Raw genomic sequence first — 18,221 nt, 5'->3', positions numbered from 1 at the left:
GGAAGACGATCTGCAAGCGTGCTGGCATCCAATATCTGTCCACGCACCAAGCAGGGCGTCATGGGTTCTTCACTGAATTGGTTGTCCGGCAGGGTGTCAATCCCGTAACTGCAGCTAAGGCTGGGCGCTGGTCAGATCCTAGTTTACCAATTCGCATCTATGCCCATGCAGAGACGGATGAGGCCGATGTCAGAGCCCGTTTTCGTACAAACCATGTACAGGAAGACCCTGTACAAACACCCATACAACAGAAGTCAAAGAAGGAATAACGCTATGAACGGTTCCCTCCTAAGGGGCAGGTTGCAGGTTCGAATCCTGCCGGGGTCGCCAAAAGCTCTTGTAAAAAACGGCGAGTTGCAGGCCTTGGGATAAACTGGATGTTCGGCAGTGCCGCGCGCGAAACGAGAGATTTGTTTTGGCTGAAACAGTGAACGGAAATGAACCCCTTAATCACCGCGGCGCAACAACCAAATGAGAGGCAAGAGACACTGAAAAGGCAGTAGCACGTCCAGTTTGGGAACGCACAGTCAACGGCATGGCGTTCTTTTCGGCAAGCTCGAAACATACGGACAAACCCAGCCCATGGCCCGTCGATGCCTCGCCCTTCATATATGCTTGTTGGAACGCATCCAATTCTTCGGCGCTCATACCAACGCCACTGTCATACACACAGATAGAGCGAGTGGATCGCCGCAACCCAATGACGACCCCACCTGTGTCAGTATTCTTGACGGCGTTTGAAACCAGATTGGTTAGGATGCGCATCAAAACGATAGGCGGCGCGGTTGTTTCGACTGTGGTTTCAACAACGCGTAGGTACAGCCCTTTGGATACCGCTTCTTCCTTGAACATTTGCTGCACAGTTTGCAGCGGCACCGACAAAGAATATGCTTCGATCGACGGTTCTTCTGCGTCGTCTATGTTCAGCTCTTCGGCGACATCTGCGCCGCCTGCGCGGTCAACGTAGCTTTTTGACAGGTCTTCGAGATACAAAAATGCGTTTTGCAAACGATCCCGCACTGTTTGATCCATATCGGTTGAGATCGCATCAAAGGTGGTCCGTAGTGACATAAGCGGTTGCTTGATATCATGGGAGGCCGTCGCCAACTGCCTTTGCCTCGCCGCTGCGGTTTCGCGCGCACGGTTGTAGGCACGCTCAGTTTCCAAAAGTTGGCGGTTCTTTTCCGTCTGCTCTTCCATCACAGCCAGACGCGTTTCTACGGCTTTGACATAACGTTTGCGCAAGACGACAAGATTGCCAGTCATGAAGGTCATCACCGTCAAAGAAACCATAAGAAACGAGATCTTGAAGAGGCTGCCCGTGGTGATCCAACCCGGCGCGACAAACAACACACAAACGAAGATGATAACCACAATGCTCGTGATCAACAGCAAGACGGTGCGAATGCCTACATTTGGACTGCTGTCGGATTGGCTGACTTCCTCTGGCAAGAAAGCGTTCAACCCAAGTGACAGCACCACCAGCGTAAATGCCAAATAAATCAGCCCATACGCTTGCAACCACAAGTAGGCGAAAAAGGTCACAACACTGAGTACTATAAGCGCGAGCGCCCCTTTTTGAAGCACACCGCCACGCAGTTGCGGATTGCTCAACAAAGACCACATCATGGTACCAAGACCGGTCAGCGCCACACTCACTAACAAGCCAAGCCCAATTGGGAGATGAAGCGAAGGCCTGTTGGGATAGAGCACTCGGAACAGCAGGTTGTCCGAATAAGCGATCAACATAAGAAAGAGCACGAACATCACAACATAGCCGATACCAAGCCAACTGCGCATCGCGACTTGAATGCCAAAGCCCAGTAACAGGACACATAGGCTGAAAGCGTAAAAAGCGGTAATGATTACGCCCCATCCAAAACTGGCTTCGCTTAGCGCTTCAGGCCGGAACAGCGTTGCTGAAAAGCCGGGCATGACCCCGAGTTGCAGATGCGCGAGAACCGTCACCTCTTCGCCCGGTGCAAGAACAAACGCTGAGCTTTTGAGGCGTGTCACGCTGTGTTGGCCAGCGTCGAATGGCTGAAACGCGGAATAATCAACCAAAGTTTCTGTAAGCCCATCCGCACGGACCAGAAACAATCGAAAGCCGATGTTTAACGGAGAATCCAGAATCAAGGTAAAACTGTCACCAATCCGTCCATCATCAAAGGATGCGTTTTCCAGTGTAGCGCCAAACCAAATTTCCGGAGCATGATTGATACCGTGAGACGCTGTACGGCGCTCGTTAGTGAACTCCCCGTTCTGAAAAGCTTCGAACGCAGGACCGGGATTAGGGCCAAGCGCAGCCCAATACCGCAATTCACTATCCAAATTGATCTGTGTTTGGTCGGCCGTGATTACGGCGTGCTGGGCCATGGCGCCGCTGACCAACCAAAGCCAGCCAAAAACGCCTAGAAAAAAGCTAGGTAATCTCTGGCAGATCAGGTTAATCATGGTGAGCAAAAGATGTTCCTGAAAGTCGTGGATTTTAATGTCTAGGCAACACTATGCGGTGATCGCGGACGACCATGCAATAGTACGCGCTGGCATTCGCGATGCTTTGGAAAAACCAGGCCTTGTCACAGCGCAAGGGATCAAAGTGGTGCAAGAGGCCGCTGACGGTCTTGCTGCGATTGCAGCTGTTGAGCAGCACAAACCCGCATTGCTCGTGCTGGACGTACAAATGCCGCTTGCGGGCGGGGTGGAAACATTAATCGAAGTGCGACGCATTTCGCCCCCTACCAAGGTTGTTGTCCTGACAGGCGTTACAGCAGGCGGCATAGTCAGCTCGCTTGTTGAGGCTGGTGTCGATGGATTGTTTTCCAAGGCCGACGACAACAGCGAGCTTTACCAGAAGCTGCCCGGCATTTTGCTAGGTCAACGCTATATCGCGGCGTCCTTTGTGGAGATTTTGGAGCAAGCGGCTGAGAGCGAAGTTCTGACCGGTCGAGAGCGGCAAATCTTGAATTTGATCCTGTCGGGGCAATCCAACAAAGAGATCGCGCGCACGCTAGGGATCAGCGCGAAGACCGTGGACAAACATCGCACAAGCATGATGCAAAAGCTGAATGTGCATTCTGTTCCGCAACTGATGGCCCATGCTCTGCGCGAAGGGTTGATTGATCCGAACGCTTTGTAACGCAAAACAGTAGGGTCTTGACCCTATACCTTGCTTCGCCTTGCCCCCGTACTTTCAAAGCACCCAGACACGAGGGAGCTATACGTGCGACATCTTTTTCTTTTACTTGCCGCTTTGCCAGATGTTTGCGGAGCAGGTGAAACAGCTCAATACATGCAAGATCGGTTGTTGAGCAGCATTGATGGAAATCAGGTGCAAATTTCGATGGCACAGGCGCAAAGCCAGCCAGTTGAGCTCTCTTTCGTGTCCATCTGCCTGACTGTCCCGCACACGCATCTCCAAGCGAAGGGCTTTGAAACGAAAGCGCATGAGCCGCATTTCACTGAACCTGATCAGATGTCCTGCACCCGCGTTGCCCCAAGGGTGCAAAGGATTATACTTTTGACCCAAACAGAGGAAAGCACCGTGCACCGATCAATGGCGTTTACGGCCGACTTGACGGGGTTTGGCGGACATCAATTGAACATCAATTGGATTGTTGAGGTGGTAAAGTGATACAAAATGACAAAACAACAGTTGCGGTGGTCATCGGGCTCTGCGCGCTTATCGCGCAACCGATTGCTGCACTTGAGGTGACGCAGGACGAAGTCAACGCATTCCTTGCCGCAGACAAAGATCAAAACATGTCACTGGACCGAGAAGAGTTCCCAATCTTCGTGCGGCACATGGCGCGCGTGGGTCAACCCACGGCGCGCACTATCGTGACGTTTAAGGCTTTTGGCTACGCGTTCAAAAGAGCGGACATAAACGGAGACAGGAAAGTCACGCCGCAAGAACTGCGTACGTCAGACGATCAATACCGCGCCGAGCAAAACTAAGCCTTTTCAGGTTTCCCAACGCTAAGAAAAAACTGCAACCGAATGGCTGCAGTTTTCTTTTGTGTTCTGAGGGATGGATTAGACGAAATCGAAGACATCGGTCGGCAGAACAACCTCCATGTCCAGAAATCCGTCGACAGCTTCCACACCGTTTGAGATGTGCTCGCCCACAAGTGGAATATTGCCAGATACATCCGCCAGAGTGACCATCCACCCTTCAAAAGCATCCGCGAATTTCTGGTCAGTAGCGCTTTCTTGCAGGAAGCCTGTTGCATAGGCTGCCAGATCAATTTCGCCTTCGTTATAGGCCCCGAATTCAGAGCGCGCGGTAAAGACACCATCGCTGAAGGCAGCCGTCAGATCAAAGGTTTGACCCATCTCGCCATCCCAGATCATCAGGTTTTCAATCGCGCTGTCTGCATCGGACATGTTCTTGATCCGCAGATCGTTGCCGCCTTTCTCAATGACCAGATCCTTGCCGCCATCGACCCAGAAACGCAGACCACTTGCGTCAATACCGCCCGCATCACGCAGCTCGATTGTGTCCACACCGCCTGCGCCGCCAGTAAGCTCGGTTAAGGCGTTTTCTGCCTCTTCCTCGTCTTCGGCTTTTGTCACAAGCTTCATCGCGTCTTTCAGTGCGTCTAGACCTGCCTCATCTACTGTGCCGTTGTCATCGAAGTTAAAGACATAGGTGTCTGCGCCAAGCCCGCCGATCATATCGCCTGTGGCTGACAAAATGTCATCACCTGCGCCGCCAAACATCTGCGTGCCGGAATAGTCTAGCATCGAGCGCAGATCGGCTGTCATATCGGACACCACATCCGTCACGCCCTGAATGGCATCGCCCGTGGCTTCAATGGCGTCATTGATTGCACCGCCAACCGCATCCATGACATTGTTGAGCGGATTTAGCTCGTCGATAGTGTCGCGCACATCGTGGGCAAACTCGATAACATCGCCAATCGGTTCGAACACATCCGTGTCAAGGAAGGACGACATGTCAAAGTCTGTTAGATCAGGCAGAACCGCCGAATAGAAGAAATTCGCGAAAGCGTCGGTGTCAATCATCCAGTCCGCGCCCTCGTCGCCGAAGGCAAAGTTCACGGTTTCGCCAGCCGTCAGCATCAGATCGCTGCCGTCGCCGCCCATGGACAGGTTGAACGCGCCGCCACCAAGGAAAATGTCGTCGCCGCCTTCGCCAAACTGAAAGCCCATGTCACCGCCAACGTGGAACAAGTCGTTGCCCTCGCCAGCCATCTGCACGTTGAACGCCGTGGGTAGTTCGTCGATGATTTGATCTTTCAGAGCCTCTGCCAGTTCTGCATCCTGCTGGTCCTTAGTGTCTTCAGCAGGCGCTGAATCAAGATCGGCCTTATCTTCGACGACGTCTTGAACGATCTCTTTTAATTTGCTCCACGTGCCCTGCGCCCAGTCCACCGGATCGCCTTCACTCAGCATCAGATCACCGCCATCGCCGCCGTGCTGAAAGTTCAAGCCCAGTTTGCCACCTAGTTTCATCGCCAGCATCACGTCGCCATCATCGCCGCCCGATTGCACGCCAATCTGACCGAGGCTGATCATCGTATCATTGCCTGCGCCGCCTGACTGAACATTAGCCTGACCGCCGCCGAGCAAAAGATCATCGCCGTCGCCGCCCACCTGTAGGTTGCCGCGTCCGCCGCCGATCATCACGTCGTTGTCAGAGCCCCCGACTTGAAGGTTGCCATAGCCACCCGCGAGCATTTTGTTCTGACCATCGTCCGCTGCAGAGACATCCAGAAAGTCTTCAACCGCATCGCGCGCAGCATCAATGTCGAGGTCGCCTAACTCGAAATCCTCAGGGATCGCCGACCAGATATGCGCGCCGAATTGTGCGTTGCCGCCACCTGCGCCGACCATCCAGTCATCGCCTTCTGCCCCGATTTGAATGTTGGCAGAACCAGCACCGACCAGAACGTCTGCGTCTTTGCCACCGTGCTGAATGTTGCTCTGGCCAACACCCAACAGCAGGTCTTCACCGTCGCCGCCGAATTGAACGTTCTGCATCCCAAGGGACATCAGATCATCATCGCCATCGCCGCCAAACTGTATGTTTGTTGCGCCGCCTGCGGCCAGAAGGTCATCGCCTGTGCCGCCCCATTGCAGGTTGGATTGACCGACACCGACCAAAACATCATTGCCAGCGCCGCCCCATTGACTGTTGCCAGTCGAGATCGCAAGCATCGTGTCATCGCCATCCTCGCCAGACTGCGCAGTGACCAACACAGAGGCCGCGGTCATCTTGTCATTGCCTGCGCCGCCGAACATCGTGTTGATGCCGCCAGCCGCTTCCATGACGTCATCGCCGTCTCCACCAAAGAAAGTGTTGACGCCGCCAAGGCCTTGAATGACATCATCGCCAGTTCCGCCAAAAGCCGTGTTCACACCGCCCACAGCTTGCAGCAGATCGTCGCCGGCATCGCCAAAAAGAGAGTTCACGCCCCCTATAGCAGAGATGTGATCCGCATCATCTCCGCCAAAGGCTGTGTTAACGCTCCCCTTTAGCTCGATCGTGTCTTCGCCTTCGCCGCCAAAAAAGGTGTTAATCGTTTTTTTCGGATCAATCGGGTTCACTTCGCCCTCAGCGATCATCAGATCATCACCGGCGCCGCCGAAGGCTGTGTTGACCCCACCCGAAGCTTCAATCGTATCGTTTCCCTCATCTCCAAACAGCGTATTGACGCCGCCTGTGGCTGTAAGCTTGTCAGCGCCTTCTTCGCCAGAAAGCGTGTTAACGCCGCCCTCCGCAGTGATGTCGTCGTCTCCCGCGCCGCCTTTGGCCGTGTTTACACCGCCCTTGGCTGTGATCTTGTCGTTCCCCTCTTCACCGAACAGGGTGTTGACGCCGCCCGTGGCTTCGATGGTGTCATCGCCGTCATTACCGAAGAACGTGTTCACGCCGCCTTCAGCGATCATCGTGTCGTTGCCAGCGCCGCCGCCTGCTGTATTTACACCGCCCTTGGCATGCAGAACGTCATTTCCGTCCTCACCGTAGAGCGTGTTCACGCCACCTGTTGCCGTGATCTTGTCATCACCAGTGCCGCCAAAGACCGTGTTGACCGCCCCTGTCGCTTCAATCGTATCGTTGCCTTCGTTTCCATACATCAAGTTAGACGCACCGCGCCCAACCATATGGTCATTGCCCGAGCCACCATGCATGACATTGGACGCACCTGCCCCAAGCATGTAGTCGTTGCCTGTGCCGCCATGCATGACGTTGCTCACGCCATATCCATAAAGTTTGTCATGACCGCTGCCACCGTCCAGATGGTTGCTCGCGCCGTAACTATAGAGTTTGTCCTGATCGCTCCCGCCATACAGCACGTTGCGCGCACCATACCCTTTCAGAGTGTCGTTCTGGCTTCCACCGCTCAACCGATTGTAAGCGCCATAACCGTAGAGTTTGTCATGACCGCTCTCGCCATAAAGATAATTGGTTGCACCATAGCCATAGACCTTGTCATTGCCGGTCCCACCAACAAGCCAGTTGTAAACGCCTTTGCCGATTATGGTGTCGCTACCAGAGCCACCATAGAGGTAGTTCTTTGCGCCAAAAGCTTTGATGTAATCATCACCTGAGCCCCCTTTGAGGTGGTTCTTGTAGGCTGAATAGCCGTACATTTTGTCATTGCCCGACCCGCCATCTGCATAGCTGCTCCAGCCGTATTTCTTAATCGTCTGGTGAATACTCTTCTTTTTAAACCAACCCATTTTGAAACTCCTTCAGGATTAAGAGCGCGAGATGCGCTGTTGTCTGAAAAGAAAGTACAAATACAGGGTCGGCCTGTGCATGGGGTCGATACCCCATACTTAGCTGGAATGTCGCACAGCACGAAAAAGCGCGCCGCATCTCCAATCGAGATGCGGCGCGCTACTTTACCTGAAACAACACTTCTAGCCTGTCTTCACTCCGCCGCGCGTCGTGGCAAGACCCAGTCGGGGCGGATAAAGTGACAGGTATAGCCGTTTGGAATACGCTCTAAATAGTCCTGATGCTCTGGCTCGGCTTCCCAAAAATCACCGACGGGTTCAAGTTCGGTCACAACCCTGCCCGGCCAAAGGCCCGAGGCGTTCACATCCGCGATCGTGTCTTCCGCGACAGCCTTTTGCGTGTCATCGCCATAGTAAATCGCAGAGCGATAACTCAGCCCTCTATCATTGCCCTGACGATTTTCGGTGGTGGGATCATGGATCTGAAAGAAAAACTCCAAAAGACGGCGATACGTCAGCTTGGCGGGATCAAAGATCACCTCGATCCCCTCCGCATGGGTACCATGATTGCGATAGGTTGCGTTTGGCACATCGCCCCCTGTGTACCCTACACGCGTAGATATCACGCCATCCATCTTGCGGATCAAATCTTCCATACCCCAAAAGCATCCACCTGCTAAAACTGCGCGCTCGCTCATGCAATATCCTCCACTTGATCCAAGTACTCGCCGTAACCTTCGCCTTCCATTTCATCTTTGTGAACAAACCGAAGCGAAGCCGAATTGATGCAATAGCGCAAACCGCCACGATCTGGTGGGCCATCGTTGAAGACATGCCCAAGATGACTATCCCCATGCGATGAACGTACCTCTGTGCGTACCATGCCGTGGGTCGTATCACGTAGCTCGTTCACGAACTCATGCACCAAAGGCTTGGTGAAAGATGGCCAGCCGCAACCGCTTTCATATTTGTCAGAGGAAGCAAACAGCGGCTCGCCCGACACGATGTCCACATAAATCCCTGGTTCTTTGTTGCCAAGCAACGCACCAGTGCCAGGACGTTCTGTTCCACTTTCTTGCGTTACGCGATACTGCTCTGGATCAAGCGTCGCGATAACGTCCATATCTTTGCGATACACGGTCATAGAAAACTCCCTCGTTGCTTTGTTACCATTAAATGGGGCTTGCACGCAAAAATCCAACAAAGATTTCAATTCGATCGCTCGGCCGTGAGGGATTGAAACACCAACTTGGAAACTGCGAAATGTTAGGTATCAGACAGCGATCCTTGGTCGCCCTGAAGCCTCCACAGAAATCACAGCCTCGACAAACACATCTCGCGCTTCTGTTTGCGCGGACTTGATTTCACGGTTTGCACTGACATGGATATCGTCCGCTCCAGATTGTGCAGCGTCTGACATGGCTTGCGCTTTGAGATGCTCTTCAAGCGCGGATAGAGCAGTGTCACATTCAGCAAAGTCTTTTGGCCCCGTCTCAAAATGAACACGGAAGCAACCTTCGCTAGGCGATGTGACGGTACCCTCTCGCCGTATAGTGACGCGGCCAACCACCGCGCCGATTGCATTTGCGACGCCACCATGTTCTGGCAAGATAGTCTCGCATCCTAGCTGCGCACCAACCGCAGGGTAATAGCTTGCTGCGGAGGCGCCGAGCCCGATTACAGGTAAATTGAGCCCGGCATCCAAACGCAGCAAGCCACGATGACCGGCTAATCCCCGCTGCATCAATACATGGCGAGCCAGATCAGCTGGGGGCAAACCAAAATCATCTTGCTCTTCCGCGAATGCAGTTTCCAACACCGCTAGTGACGTTTGCTGGGTCAGTCGATCTATCACCATTTGGGCCATTATTTCAGGGCTTGGTGCCAGCTTTTCTCCCGCCCCGGTTCGCCTGCGCCCCATCAAAAGCAGAGCTTTGCGCGCGGCGTCTGCGTCCCACACATTGACTCGGCCCAATGCATGGCTTGCATCGCTCGGGGTTAACCCAGCGATCTGCGCCGCGCCGCGCTCAACCAGCCGCTTCAATGCTTGCGCACCAATACGGTTCTTCAAGGCGCGCGCCAGCGGCATGACGCCCGAACCTAAGCGATCCAGCAACGCAACTTCGCGCGTAGCTAGTCCCTCTTTGTTCACGCCTTGAACAGCCCTTACAAAGCGCCCGTCATATTCGTTTGGCACAGTACTACGAACCTGACTATCAAGCGCCGCATGCACCTCTTCAGGCGCATCCATCGCAATAAGGGAGATCGGCACAACGCGTCTTGGCCCAAGCTCAACACCCCCCCGTAAGCCTGTTCCGATGAAGTGCACTTCACTATCACCGCCAAGCCCATGTGTGCGCATCGCGACTGCTTCCACCATCGTTCGATAGGGACCGACTTGCGCGCCCATAGGATCGAGCGCAGGTCGCCCTTCGCGTAGCACCGCAATATCTGTCGTCGTGCCGCCGATATCCGAGACGAGCGCATGATCAGCGCCCGTCAACCATCGCGCACCGACAATCGACGCGGCAGGCCCGCTTAATATGGTCTCGATGGGTCGCTCTCTGGCTATGGCGGCGCTTATCAACGCTCCATCGCCACGCACCACCATCAGGGGCGCGCTTATATTTAGCCGCTCCAAGGTGCTTTGGGTCGAGCCAATCAGTCCGTCAATCATGCCGATCAAACGTGCATTTAGCAGCGCAGTCATGGCGCGCTTGGGTCCATTTAGCTTTCCCGAGAGTTGGTGCGACGCACTCACAGGCGCGCCAGTTAGCTCCGAAATGGACGCCATAACGGCGCGTTCATGCGAGGGGTTTCGCGTGGCAAATTGCGATGCCACTGCAAATGCGGACACATCTTTATGCACATTCAGGAAGGATTTCAGCTCGTCTATATCCAATGGCTCTGCTTCTGCGCCTGCATGATTGTGACCCCCTGCAAGAATAAGCGCAGGGTCACCTTTCAAAGCCTCGTGCAAGCCATGCCGATCAAGGTCGCTTTCTTTAAAGCCGATGTAGATGAGCGCAACGCGCCCTCCTTGGCCTTCCACCAATGCATTGGTCGCTAGAGTTGTCGACAAAGACGCCATCGCGACGTCAGCGGGGTCAACACCGCCTTGCGCGAGCACAGCTTCAATCGCGCCGCCTATTCCAATCGAAAGATCATGCTTGGTGGTCAGCGATTTAGCGGAGGCAACAACCGTGCTCTCGTCTTGCAGCAAAACTGCGTCCGTGTATGTGCCGCCTGTATCCACACCTAGCAATAACGCCATGAATTCACTCCCTTGGTCCCGCATCGATCTAACATCAAATCACGACACGTCCCGTCTAATCGCGGCAGGTTCTTTGTCATCTTTAAAAAAGGCCCCATTCAGAGCTGTCCGCTGGCTCAACCAAGCCGATCACTCGCCCAGCGCGCGGCATCTGCTACCGTTGCATCTGGATCATCAAGCAAGCTTTGCGCGGCATCTCGCAAACTAGGGTCTTCAGAATTGCCGATTGCATAAAGCACATTTCGCACAAACCGATCACGCCCGATCCGCTTGATCGGAGATCCTGAAAACAGCGTGCGAAAGGCAGCATCATCCAGCGCTGCTAATTCTGCCAAAGAGGGTGCCTTAAGCTCCTCTCGCGCCGCATATCGCAGCTCGCGCGCGTCAATGGCAAATTTGTTCCAAGGGCAAACCGCCAGGCAATCGTCGCACCCGTAGATTCTATTCCCCATCAACTTGCGAAGATCTTCTTCGACTGGGCCTTTGTGTTCGATCGTTAGATAAGAAATGCAACGACGCGCATCAATTTGATAGGGGGCTGGGAACGCCTTGGTTGGGCAAATGTCCAAACAAGAACGGCATGATCCGCAGTGATCAACCTCGCCTTTATCTTCGGGCAATTCCAATGTCGTAAAAACGGACCCCAAAAAGAACCAACTGCCCAATTGGCGACTTACCAGATTGGTATGTTTGCCCTGCCAGCCAAGCCCTGCTGCTGCGCCCAAAGGTTTTTCGGGCACTGGTGCAGTATCGACAAACACCTTCACCTCTCCGCCACTGTCAGCAATCAGCCAGCGTGCAAGACGCTTTAGCCGTTTTTTGACCATGTCATGATAGTCTTTGTTCTGCGCATACACCGAAATAGCGCCGCGATCTGGATGCTTCAAAATCTCCAACGGATCATGTTCTGGCGTGTAGCTTTCCCCTAACATGATGACGCTGCGCGCCTCTGGCCAAAGCGCCGCAGGATTTCCGCGCCAATGCATGCGCTCTGCCATCCAGCCCATCTGGCCATGACGCTCTTTTTCTACAAACGTCGCAAGCCTCTCTGGCACCTGTGGTACATCCCAAGGCCGACAAACACGGCAGGCATCAAAACCAATCTCATGCGCCTGCGTGACAAGTCGATCTTTGAGATCAGAAATCAAGGTCGTTGTAATGTTTAGCAGGTGGGAAGCCCGGCACTTGATCCGCCAGAATTGAACGGAATGCAGGACGCGATTTGATCTTGGCGTACCAGTCTTTCACTGTATCCGAACGGGTCCAATCAACGTCTGAATTATAGTCTAACGCAGACAAATGCGACGCCGCAGCAAAATCAGCAATCGACATTGCATCGCCAGCAAGCCAGCGACGATGATCCAAAAGCCACGCCATGTAATCTAGGTGATATTTGATCGCGCGCGCGCCTTCTTTGACATTGCGGCTATCGGGATACCCTTGGTTCATCAGCTTTTTGTTCACCCGCTCATAGAGCAATTTTGAGGTCACTTCCTGATGGAATTTGTCGTCAAACCACGCCACCAACCGACGGACCTCGTAGCGCCCCTCAATGCTTTGAGGCATCAAAGCTGGGCTGGGGTATTTTTCTTCAAGGTATTCGCAGATTGCCATGCTATCGGGCATCGTACGACCATTGATCTTTAGGATCGGGACTTTTCCCGCGGGATTGCGGCGCAAGAAGTCGGGGTCTGCTTCCCAATACCGTTCTTCGATCAATTCCACTTCAATCTTCTTTTCAGCCAAGACAAGGCGAACTTTCCGGCAAAACGGAGATAAAGGAACGTGATAAAGACGGGCCATGGGCGTTTAGGTCAACTCATATTTGTGCGCTTCTCTGAATGCCTCGCATTGAGGCCAAGTTCAATCCTGAAAACAGGCAGCACGTCCGTCGCGGCGGATCGTGGCCGCCCCATCGATGATTTGTCGCGTGCGTTTGCGCACGTAATTCGAGGGTCGCGAGGCACTTCGTTTCTTGGGGGAAGGTAGAATAGCGGCGAGCCGCGCTGCTTGCGTCGCACTAAGCTGCTCTGGCCCGACGCTGAAATAGTGACGCGCAGCAGCTTCGACGCCAAATACGCCCTCATCGAATTCTGCGATGTTTAGGTAGACTTCTAAAATGCGGCGTTTGGACCATGTGAGTTCTACCAGCGGTGTCAGCACAGCCTCTAACGCTTTGCGGATATAGCTGCGCCCATGCCAGAGATAGACGTTTTTCACCACTTGTTGGCTGAGCGTCGAAGCGCCGCGCGCGCCACCTGAATCCACCGCAGCACGGATCGCGCTTATATCAAAGCCCCAGTGATTACAGTAGTTGGCATCCTCAGCTGCCACGACCGAGCGCGCCATGACGGGGGCAATTTCTTCCATGGGCACCCATTCGTGATCAACTTCGCCGCCAATCCGCAATTCTTCACTGCGCATGTAGGGTGTCTTAGTAGGATTAGCCCAGCCATAGAGCAAAACCCAAAGAACCACTGCCACACCGAGCAAAACAGCCAGCCGCAACGCCCAGCGCCGCACAAAAGCCCGCGCCGCCGTGATCCGATCCGCAAAGGAACGTTTCACCTTGGGCTTGGTCTTCTTTTTCGAGGTCGCTTTTTTCTTTGCTGCACGTGCCATGGGAGGACCATACAGAGACTGTCAGAATAGAAAAACGCCCGAAGCACTGCCTCGGGCGTTTTTTTAGATCAAGTTGCGTTTACTCCGCAGGGATCGCTTTTTCTTCAATCCCCAAAGGATGCGGTAGGTTGTCCAGCATCTCGATTGGGCAGATTTGCACAAAGTTCGGCAATTCCAGATCCCAGTGCTGAAGCAGATCTTCCGCTTTGCGACTACCGGTTTCCGCTACATGACGCTCAACGAGTGTCTTGAGTTGACGCTGCCAATGGGCCTGCGTCACAGGGCAAGTCACCAGTGTTTCGTGGTTCATCATGCTATGGGCCTGACCTTCTGGATCGTAGAGATACGCCATCCCGCCAGTCATACCAGCACCGAAGTTAGCGCCGATTGAACCAAGGATCACGGCAACGCCGCCGGTCATGTATTCACAACCGTTGGAACCACATCCCTCAATCACAACGCTTGCGCCAGAGTTACGCACCGCGAAACGTTCACCGGCGCGGCCACATGCAAACAAGAACCCGTCCGTCGCACCATATAGAACGGTGTTACCGATGATGGTGTTCTCGGACGCTGTGAGCGGGCTCGCCATTGGTGGTCGCACGACAATAGTGCCGCCTGACAGGCCCTTGCCGACATAGTCATTGGCGTCGCCGCTGACTTCCAGCTTGAGACCTGGCGCAGCAAAGGCACCAAGCGATTGACCCGCAGACCCTTTGAGCTGAACCGTCAGGTGATCTGGCTGTAGCGCGTTACGCATGCCAAAGTTCTTGACGATATGGCTGGAAACGCGTGTGCCAACAGTACGATGCGTGTTTTGCACCGCATAACTCAGTTGCATTTTCTCACCATCTTCCAAGAAGCGTGCAGCATCACGAACGATCTCGGCATCAAGCGTATCAGGAACCGCATTGCGTGGACGATCACGATCATAAGTGATCTCGGACGCGCCATCGACAGTGATCAAAAGCGGGTTGAGATCAAGATCATCCAGATGTGCAGAACCACGGGACACCTGATGCAATAGATCAGCGCGGCCGATCACGTCATCAAGAGATTTCGCACCGATAGAGGCGAGCACTTCACGGACTTCTTGCGCATAGAAGGTGATCAGATTGACGACCTTATCTGCGGTACCAGTGAACTTGTCACGCAGCGCTGGATCTTGCGTACATACGCCAACTGGGCAGGTGTTAGACTGACACTGACGTACCATGATGCAGCCCATCGCGATCAGTGCGGCGGTGCCGATGCCGTATTCCTCAGCGCCAAGCATTGCCGCCATGACGATGTCGCGACCTGTGCGCAAACCACCGTCTGTGCGCAGGGTGACTCGCTCACGCAGGTTGTTCATCGCAAGCACTTGGTGCGCTTCGGTCAGACCCATTTCCCACGGTAGACCCGCATATTTGATCGAGGTCGCAGGAGACGCACCTGTGCCGCCATTGTGACCCGAGATCAGGATCACGTCGGCTTTCGCCTTGGCCACACCAGCGGCAATCGTACCAACACCCGAAGAGGCAACCAGTTTCACGGTCACTTTACAACGCGGGTTGATCTGCTTGAGATCGTAGATCAGCTGCGCGAGGTCTTCGATAGAATAAATATCGTGGTGCGGAGGCGGTGAAATCAATGTCACGCCTTTGGTTGAGTGACGCAGACGCGCAATCAGGTCGGTGACCTTCATACCCGGCAATTGACCACCCTCACCAGGCTTCGCGCCCTGTGCAACTTTGATTTCCAGCTCTTCACACTGGTTCAGATATTCCGCAGTTACGCCAAACCGACCAGAGGCAACCTGCTTGATCTTCGCAGATGGGTTGTCGCCGTTCGGCTCTGGTACGAAGTGCGCCGGATCTTCACCGCCCTCACCCGAGTCAGAGCGCGCGCCGATGCGGTTCATCGCGACGTTCAGCAGCTTGTGCGCCTCAGGTGACAAAGCACCAAGGGACATGCCCGGCGTCACAAAACGCTTGCGGATTGCTGTGACGCTTTCCACTTCGTCAACGTTGATCGCTTCGCCCATAGGCTTGATCGCCAGCAAATCGCGAAGGTTGATCGGCGGGTTGCTTTGCATTTTCGCGCTATACTGCTTCCACATCTGGAAAGAGCCTGTGTTACACGCAGTCTGCATCATGTGCATAGACTGCGCGCCCCATGCGTGGGTCTCGCCACTGGCGCGTGCTTTGTAGAAACCACCGATTGGCAACACGTCGCGACCACCCTGCCAACCAAGTGCATGCACTTGCTCTGCTTTGTGCTGAATGCCAGTGACACCAATACCGCTGATACGGGAGGTCATGCCGGGGAAGAACTCGGCGCACATTGCGCGCGAAAGGCCAACAGCCTCAAAGTTCAGACCGCCGCGATAGGAGGAAATCACAGAGATACCCATCTTCGCCATGATCTTGAGCAAGCCCTGATCAATCGCATTGCGATAGCGCGCGACAGCCTCGGTCAAGGTACAATCGAGCAAGTCACGCTCGATACGATCCGCGAGGGAGTCTTCGGCCAAATAGGCGTTCACAACAGTCGCGCCACAGCCGATCAAAACCGCGAAGTAATGCGGGTCAATGCATTCAGCAGAGCGCACGTTGAGAGAACAGAAGGTCCGCAGACCCTTGCGGGTCAGATGGCTGTGCACGGCAGATGTCGCAAGGATCATCGGCATCGCAACGCGGCCCTCGCCCTGACCTTGATCGGTCAGAACAATATGTCCAGCGCCAGAGCGCACTGCGTCTTCGACCTCGGCACGAATACGTGCGAGACCAGCTTGCAAGGCACCTGCGCCGCGCTCAAACGTACAGTCAATCTCATGGACATCCGCATTGAAGCTACGCACCAATTCGTCCCACTGTGCGTTCCCCACGAAGGGGCTATCCAGCACCAGAATTTCGGTCTGTGCGCTGGATTCATCCAGTACGTTCTTGAGGTTGCCAAACCGCGTCTTCAGGCTCATCACGCGGAATTCGCGCAGTGAATCGATCGGTGGGTTTGTCACCTGAGAGAAGTTCTGACGGAAGAAATGGCTTAGCGGGCGGTACTTCTTGGACAGAACCGCAGAGGGCGTATCATCGCCCATAGAGGCCAGCGTTTCTTTGCCGTCCTCAGCCATTGGCGAGAGGATTTGCTCCAGCTCTTCAATGGTATAGCCAGCCGCAATCTGACGCTTACGCAGTTCCGCACCCGAGTAGATCGCTTTCTCTTCGACAGAACCAAGCGCCTCATCAAGTTCGTTGATTTTGCCAACCCAGTCGCCAAACGGCAGCGCCGCCGCAAGTTTGTCCTTGATTTCGGTGTCGTGGAAGAGCTTGCCCTTCTTCATATCCACCGCAAGAATTTGGCCCGGGCCAAGCGCGCCTTTCTCGACGACGTCAGCCTCGTTGATCGGCACCATGCCAGCTTCGGAACCTGCGATCAGCAGGCCTTCACCCGTCACAACATAACGCATAGGGCGCAGACCGTTGCGATCGAGACCCGCGCAAACCCAACGACCATCAGTCATGGCAAGGGCAGCAGGACCATCCCAAGGCTCCATCACGGAGTTGCAATAGGAATACATATCGCGCCATGCCTGTGGCAGCTCGACTGCCTGCTTGGACCAGCTTTCAGGTACCAGCATGGTTTTCGCCATAGGCGCAGAGCGACCCGCGCGCACGAGAACTTCGAACACGGAATCAAGCGCCGCAGAGTCAGATGATCCAGACGGAACAATCGGCTTGATATCCTCAGCCATATCGCCAAACGCGCTGGAAGCCATGCGAATTTCGTGGCTCTTCATCCAGTTGACGTTGCCTTTCAGCGTGTTGATCTCACCGTTGTGGGCCAACATGCGGAACGGCTGTGCAAGCCACCACTGAGGGAAGGTGTTTGTAGAATAACGCTGGTGATAGATCGCGAAAGAACTCTCAAAACGCTCATCCATCAGGTCAGGGTAGAAAACCGCAACTTGTTCTGCCAGCATCATGCCTTTGTAGATCACAGAGCGGCACGACAGAGACGCGAGATAAAGTTCGTTAATGCCAGCCGCGGCAGCCGCTTTTTCAATGCGGCGACGGATCACGTAAAGCTCGCGCTCGAAAGTTTCCTCGTCTACGCCTTTTGCGTTGGAGATCAAGATTTGCTCAATCTCGGGGCGCGTCGCATTGGCCTTTTCGCCAAGGCAAGTGATGTCCACGGGGACGTGACGCCAGCCATAAATGTAATAGCCCATGCGCAGGACTTCGGTTTCGACGATGGTACGGCAGGTTTCCTGCGCGCCAAAATCGGTGCGTGGCAGGAAGACCTGACCAACAGCCATGAGTTCATCCATGCGCGGCTTGTGGCCCGTACGCTCGATCTGATCGTAAAAGAACGAAACAGGGATTTGCACATGGATACCTGCGCCGTCGCCAGTTTTACCATCTGCATCAACCGCACCGCGGTGCCAGATTGCTTTCAGCGCATCAATGCCCGCGTCGACCACGCTTCGGGACGGCTTTCCGTCGATGGAAACAACAAGGCCAACGCCGCAAGAGCTGTGCTCTTCGCTTTCATCATAAAGACCGTTTTCAGCCATATACGCGCGCTTGGCTTCTTCGCTGCGAACCCAATCTGCATCATACTTGGTCATTGT

The 18,221-nt window shown here is 54.4% G+C and carries 12 protein-coding genes and 1 pseudogene; 4 read left to right on the top strand and 9 right to left on the bottom strand.

The genetic code is table 11. The features are described from left to right. A pseudogene (locus ACRBCU_RS17945) lies at window positions 1-269 on the top strand (tyrosine-type recombinase/integrase); the annotation flags it as partial. Window positions 270-450: 181 nt separating this feature from the next. Here the strand turns inward: ACRBCU_RS17945 and ACRBCU_RS17940 are convergent. Further along, window positions 451-2,454, bottom strand: coding sequence for a sensor histidine kinase (locus ACRBCU_RS17940; RefSeq protein WP_431366768.1), 2,004 nt, complete (start codon window positions 2,452-2,454; stop codon window positions 451-453). Between the two features lie 37 nt (window positions 2,455-2,491). Here ACRBCU_RS17940 and ACRBCU_RS17935 point away from each other — a divergent pair, with 37 nt between their 5' ends. From ACRBCU_RS17935 to ACRBCU_RS17925, 3 genes are all read left to right on the top strand, one after another. Further along, window positions 2,492-3,139, top strand: coding sequence for a LuxR C-terminal-related transcriptional regulator (locus ACRBCU_RS17935; RefSeq protein WP_431366766.1), 648 nt, complete (start codon window positions 2,492-2,494; stop codon window positions 3,137-3,139). A gap of 84 nt (window positions 3,140-3,223) precedes the next feature. Then, the gene (locus ACRBCU_RS17930) at window positions 3,224-3,634 is read left to right on the top strand and encodes a hypothetical protein (protein ID WP_431366765.1); all 411 of its coding nucleotides are present in this window, start codon (window positions 3,224-3,226) and stop codon (window positions 3,632-3,634) included. After that, on the top strand, window positions 3,631-3,957 hold the full coding sequence (locus ACRBCU_RS17925; RefSeq protein WP_431366764.1) for a hypothetical protein: 327 nt from the start codon (window positions 3,631-3,633) through the stop codon (window positions 3,955-3,957). The genes ACRBCU_RS17930 and ACRBCU_RS17925 overlap by 4 nt, the downstream gene beginning before the upstream one ends. A 78-nt stretch (window positions 3,958-4,035) precedes the next feature. Here the strand turns inward: ACRBCU_RS17925 and ACRBCU_RS17920 are convergent, their stop codons facing one another. The 8 genes from ACRBCU_RS17920 to gltB form a co-directional block, all read right to left on the bottom strand. Further along, on the bottom strand, window positions 4,036-7,710 hold the full coding sequence (locus ACRBCU_RS17920; RefSeq protein WP_431366763.1) for a calcium-binding protein: 3,675 nt from the start codon (window positions 7,708-7,710) through the stop codon (window positions 4,036-4,038). A 194-nt stretch (window positions 7,711-7,904) separates the two neighbouring features. Beyond that, a complete protein-coding gene (gene msrA, locus ACRBCU_RS17915; protein ID WP_431366762.1) occupies window positions 7,905-8,408 on the bottom strand; it encodes a peptide-methionine (S)-S-oxide reductase MsrA in 504 nt (167 codons plus the stop codon). Beyond that, entirely contained in the window at window positions 8,405-8,854 is a 450-nt protein-coding gene (gene msrB, locus ACRBCU_RS17910; protein ID WP_431366761.1) for a peptide-methionine (R)-S-oxide reductase MsrB, read from the bottom strand. Before msrB ends, msrA begins: the two co-directional genes overlap by 4 nt. A 129-nt stretch (window positions 8,855-8,983) precedes the next feature. Then, entirely contained in the window at window positions 8,984-10,984 is a 2,001-nt protein-coding gene (locus ACRBCU_RS17905) for a hydantoinase/oxoprolinase N-terminal domain-containing protein (RefSeq protein ID WP_431366760.1), read from the bottom strand. A gap of 116 nt (window positions 10,985-11,100) precedes the next feature. Beyond that, window positions 11,101-12,132 (bottom strand): tRNA epoxyqueuosine(34) reductase QueG, encoded by a 1,032-nt coding sequence (gene queG, locus ACRBCU_RS17900; RefSeq protein WP_431366759.1) that lies wholly within the window; start codon window positions 12,130-12,132, stop codon window positions 11,101-11,103. Beyond that, on the bottom strand, window positions 12,122-12,787 hold the full coding sequence (fzlA, locus tag ACRBCU_RS17895; protein WP_431366758.1) for an FtsZ-binding protein FzlA: 666 nt from the start codon (window positions 12,785-12,787) through the stop codon (window positions 12,122-12,124). The genes queG and fzlA overlap by 11 nt, the downstream gene beginning before the upstream one ends. A 60-nt stretch (window positions 12,788-12,847) precedes the next feature. Further along, a complete protein-coding gene (gene mtgA, locus ACRBCU_RS17890) occupies window positions 12,848-13,606 on the bottom strand; it encodes a monofunctional biosynthetic peptidoglycan transglycosylase (RefSeq protein ID WP_431366757.1) in 759 nt (252 codons plus the stop codon). Window positions 13,607-13,685: 79 nt separating this feature from the next. Then, window positions 13,686-18,218 carry a glutamate synthase large subunit gene (gene gltB / locus ACRBCU_RS17885; protein ID WP_431366756.1) on the bottom strand — a complete coding sequence of 1,511 codons (4,533 nt, stop codon included), beginning with the start codon at window positions 18,216-18,218 and terminating at the stop codon, window positions 13,686-13,688. Window positions 18,219-18,221 lie beyond the last annotated feature (3 nt).

Origin of the sequence: Planktotalea sp. (assembly GCF_050633725.1) — a bacterium.
Taxonomy (GTDB): domain Bacteria; phylum Pseudomonadota; class Alphaproteobacteria; order Rhodobacterales; family Rhodobacteraceae; genus Planktotalea.
The sequence above is the reverse complement of the archived record's forward strand: the minus strand, read 5'-3'. Positions and strand labels throughout refer to the sequence as shown.

Excerpts from the sequence above, each read along its gene's own strand:
- ACRBCU_RS17905 (WP_431366760.1), bottom strand. The coding sequence starts at position 10,984 with ATGGCGTTATTGCTAGGTGTGGATACAGGCGGCACATACACGGACGCA.
- ACRBCU_RS17935 (WP_431366766.1), top strand. The coding sequence starts at position 2,492 with ATGTCTAGGCAACACTATGCGGTGATCGCGGACGACCATGCAATAGTA.
- gltB (WP_431366756.1), bottom strand. The coding sequence starts at position 18,218 with ATGACCAAGTATGATGCAGATTGGGTTCGCAGCGAAGAAGCCAAGCGC.
- msrB (WP_431366761.1), bottom strand. The coding sequence starts at position 8,854 with ATGACCGTGTATCGCAAAGATATGGACGTTATCGCGACGCTTGATCCA.
- ACRBCU_RS17940 (WP_431366768.1), bottom strand. The coding sequence starts at position 2,454 with ATGATTAACCTGATCTGCCAGAGATTACCTAGCTTTTTTCTAGGCGTT.
- fzlA (WP_431366758.1), bottom strand. The coding sequence starts at position 12,787 with ATGGCCCGTCTTTATCACGTTCCTTTATCTCCGTTTTGCCGGAAAGTT.
- ACRBCU_RS17920 (WP_431366763.1), bottom strand. The coding sequence starts at position 7,710 with ATGGGTTGGTTTAAAAAGAAGAGTATTCACCAGACGATTAAGAAATAC.
- msrA (WP_431366762.1), bottom strand. The coding sequence starts at position 8,408 with ATGAGCGAGCGCGCAGTTTTAGCAGGTGGATGCTTTTGGGGTATGGAA.
- mtgA (WP_431366757.1), bottom strand. The coding sequence starts at position 13,606 with ATGGCACGTGCAGCAAAGAAAAAAGCGACCTCGAAAAAGAAGACCAAG.